Here is a 4,259-nt window from a genome sequence, read left to right as displayed (position 1 = left end):
GCTGCCGGCGGCGCGTCCGGCGGGCGACGGCGAGGTACGGATCGCCGTGGTCCCGCTCGGCGCGCTCGGCGGCGGACTCGACCCCGGTGACGTGGCCGCCCTCGAACACGAGATCGTCTGGTGCGACGCCGTCCTGGAGGTCACCGCCCGCGACGGCGGGCTGGTGGTGCGCTGCGACCACGACGAGGACCGGTACGGCCCGGTGAGCGTCGCCGCCCACCTGGACCGTCTCGACGGGATCCTGAACGGCCTGGTGGCCGGCACCGGACGGCTGCCCGGCGCGGGTGCGGCGGACGCCGTGGCGGCGGCCGTGGAGAGCCTGCCCGCCGGTGAGCCGATCGAGCCCGCCACCCCGACCGAACGCCTGCTCGCCGCCGTCTGGGCCGACGTCCTGCACCTGGACCGGGTCGGCGCCGACGACAACTTCTTCGCCCTCGGCGGGCACTCCCTGCTGGCCGCCAAGGTCGTCGCCCGGACGGCGGCCGAGCGCGGGGTGGCCCTCACCGTGGACCAGCTCTTCGCCCATCCGGTCCTCACCGACTTCGCCGCGCTGGTCGACGCCGGTGAGCCGGCGCCCGCGCTGCCCGCCCTCACCGCGCACGGTGGCGAGCCGGTGGTGTCGTTCGGGCAGGAGCGGTTGTGGTACCTGGACCGGCTGCGGGACGGCTCGGCCCTCTACAACGTCCCGGTGCTGGTGCGGCTGACCGGCACGGTCGACCCCGGACGGCTCCACGACGCCGTCCGGGCGGTGGTGGCCGCCCATCCGGCGCTCCGGACGGCGCTGGTGACCGTCGACGGTCGTCCGGTCGCCCGCATCGCCGACCGTACGGAGATCGACTGGACCGTGTCGGACGCCCGCGCCGGAGGTGAGCGGGAGGGGCGACGACTGGCCGCCGCCGGTGTCGCCCGCCCCTTCGACCTGTCACAGGCACCGCTGCTGCGGGGCGGAGTGGTCCGGGTCGCCGACGACGAGTGGCTGCTCTGGCTCTCCGTCCACCACGCCGCCTGCGACGGCTGGTCGCTGGACATCCTGCTCGCCGAGATCCTCACCGGCCGGCCCTCGGGTAAGGAAGGGCCCCCTGCTAACGCCTCGTGTCGTACAGGGGACCCCTCCTTGCTCGCGCCGACGTACGCCGACTTCGCCGCCTGGCAGCGCGAGGTCCTCACCCCGCAGGTGATCGCCGACGAGGTCGCCTGGTGGCGGCAGCGGCTGGCCGGGGCACCGCGCCTGCTGGAACTGCCCGCCGACCGCCGTCGCCCGCCGGTCGCGAGTCACGCCGGTGCGACTCTGCGGCATCGCCTGCACCCCTCGACGGTGTCGGCGCTGCGGGCCGCCGCGAGGACCCACTCGGTCACCGTCTTCGACCTGCTGATGACCGCGTACCTGCTGCTGGTCGGCCGCTGGTCGGGCCGGACCGACGTGGTGGTGGCGACCCCGGCCGCCGGGCGTCCGCTGCCCGAACTCGACGACCTGGTCGGGTTCTTCGTCAACACCGTCGTGCTCCGGGCCGACCTGGGTGGCACGCCCACCTTCGTGGAACTGGTCGAGCGGGTACGCGCCGTCTCGGCCGCCGCCCAGGCCCACCAGCAGATCCCGTTCGCGTCCCTGGTGGACGCGCTCGACCCGGACCGTGACCAGAGCCGGGCCCCGCTCGCTCAGGTGGCCTTCGGGATGAACCAGCACGCCCGGGGCCGCTGGGAGTCCGACGGCCTGGGCGCCGAGCTGGACTCGGTGGACACCGGCACCGCGAAGTTCGACCTCACCCTGGCGGTGGTCGACACCGGCGGCCCGGACCTCGGCATCGAGGTCGAGTACGCGACCGACCTCTTCGACGAGTCGACCGCCGACCGTTTCGCCACCCAGTGGACGGTGCTGCTGGAGCGGCTGCTCGCCGACGTCGACGCCCCGGTCACGTCGGTGTCCGCGCTGCCCGCCGAGGAGGAGCGGCGGCTCCTGGACTGGGCCGGGCAGCCCCGCGACTACCCCGCCGAGTCGACCGTGGACGCGCTGGTGGCCGGGTGGGCCCGGACGTCACCGGACGCGGTGGCGGTGGTGGACGGCGAGATGTCGCTGTCGTACGGGTCGCTGGTGGCCCGGGCCGACGCGGTGGCGGCGCGGTTGACCGGACTGGGGGTGGGTCGGGGTTCCCTGGTGGGTCTCTGTTGTCGGCGGTCGGCCGATCTCGTGGTGGGGATGTTGGGGGTGTTGCGGGCCGGTGGCGCGTACGTGCCGTTGGACCCGGACTATCCGCCGCAGCGGTTGGCTTTCATGCTGGCCGACACGGCCGCGCGGGTGGTGGTCGGGCATCGGGATCTGCTCGACCAACTCCCGCTCGGCGACCGGCACGCCGTCACCCTGCCCGAGGCGACCGGTGCGGTGACCCCGACCGGTGCCGCCCCGGACCGGTCGGCGTGCGGCGGGGACGACGCCGCCTACGTCATCTACACCTCCGGCTCGACCGGCGACCCGAAGGGCGTGGTGGTGCCGCATCGCGGCATCACCCGCCTGGTGGGTGGAGCCGACTACGTCGAGCTGACCCCACGGACCGTCCTCGCCCAGCTCGCCAACGCCAGCTTCGACGCCATCACCTTCGAGGTGTGGGGCGCGCTCGCCAACGGCGGGCAGGTGGTGATCGTGCCCACCGAGACGGTGCTCTCCCCGCCGGGCCTCGCCGCCCTGCTGCGTACCCGGGCGGTGACCACGGTCTTCATCACCACCGCGTTGTTCAACGCCACCGTCAACACGGTGCCCGACGCCTTCGCCGGGGTGGACCAGCTCTACTTCGGCGGCGAGAGCCTCGACCCGGGGACGGTGGGCCGGGTCGTCGAGGGCGGACAGGGTCCGGCGCGGCTGCACAACATCTACGGCCCGACCGAGGTGACCACCTTCGCCACCTACACCCGTTTGACGGCGCGACCCACCAGCACCGGAGGCATCGGTACGGCGATCGCGAACACCTGGGCGTACGTGGTGGACGACGCGGGTCGCCTGGCCGGCGTCGGCATCCCCGGCGAACTGTGGCTGGGCGGCCCGGGAGTGGCCTGGGGGTACTGGGACCGGTCGGGGCTGACCGCCGACCGGTTCGTACCGGACGGCTTCTCCGGCGTGCCGGGTGCCCGGCTGTACCGGACCGGCGACGTGGTGTTCCGCCGGCCGGACGGGTCGCTGGAGTTCGTCGGCCGCGCCGACCACCAGGTGAAGGTCCGGGGTTTCCGGGTCGAGCTGGGCGAGGTCGAGTCGGCGCTGCTGGGGTATCCGGCGGTGGCGTCGGCGGTGGTGGTCGCGGCGCGGTCGGAGGGCGCGCCGGTACGCCTGGTCGGCTACGTGGAGCCGGTGGCGGGTGCCCCGGTCAGCGTGGCGGAGCTGCGGGAGTTCCTGGCCGAACGGCTGCCGGAGCACGCGGTGCCGTCGGCGTTCGTGGTGATGGACACGCTTCCGCTGACTCCGAACGGCAAGATCGACCGGGCGGCGCTGCCCGACCCGGACACCGACCAACGGGCCGACCAGGCCGCCTTCCGGGCGCCGGCCGACCCGCTCGAACAGATCATCGCCGAGGTCTGGGGCGAGGTGCTCGACGTCGCCGGGATCGGTCTCGACGACAACTTCTTCGGCCTCGGCGGGCACTCCCTGCACGCGGTGCAGGTCTGTGGCCGACTGGAACGCACGCTGCGTACCCCGGTCTCCGTGCGCCACCTCGTCGAACAACCCACCGTCGTCGACCTGGCCCGACGCCTGCGCGCCGAGGGACCCGACGCCGGCCGGCTCGACCGGATCGCCGCCGTCGTCATGCAGGTCCGCCGACTCAGCCCCACCGAACGCGCCGCACGACTCGGCACCGCGTCCGCAACGAAGGAGAACACTGGTGACGACCACTGATTCCGCCGGGTCGCTGGGGCCGACCGAGGACGACCTCATCGACCACCTGCTCGCGCAGGCGGGGATCACCGACACCGCCGCCCGTCCGGTCATCGCCGCGACCGGTGCGCCGACGGTGCTGTCGCCGGGCCAGGAACGCCTCTGGTTCCTCGACCGGTGGCGGCCGGGACTGCCGCTCTACAACGTGCCGGTCGCCTTCGCGCTGACCGGCGCGGTGGACCCCGACGCGCTGGGCGCCGCGGTGCAGCTCCTGGTCGACCGGCACGAGTCGCTGCGGACCGCCATCGACACCGAGCAGGGGCGGCCCCGGCTGCTCCGGGCCGAGGCGGGTACGCCGGTGTCGTGGCGCGTCGACGACCTGCGCGCCGCCGGGACGCTGTCT

General features: G+C 74.2%; 2 protein-coding genes. Both read left to right on the top strand.

Annotated features, from left to right (window positions below):
• Nucleotides 1–3,877, top strand: a 3,877-nt coding sequence (locus tag EYA84_RS27665; protein WP_131056767.1) for a non-ribosomal peptide synthetase, incomplete at its 5' end; no start/stop codon positions are given.
• A partial coding sequence (locus EYA84_RS27660; protein ID WP_201272496.1) for a condensation domain-containing protein occupies nucleotides 3,864–4,259 on the top strand: 396 nt, incomplete at its 3' end. The genes EYA84_RS27665 and EYA84_RS27660, both read left to right, overlap by 14 nt.

Source organism: Verrucosispora sp. SN26_14.1, assembly GCF_004307965.1.
GTDB lineage: Bacteria > Actinomycetota > Actinomycetes > Mycobacteriales > Micromonosporaceae > Micromonospora.
The sequence above is the reverse complement of the archived record's forward strand: the minus strand, read 5'-3'. Positions and strand labels throughout refer to the sequence as shown.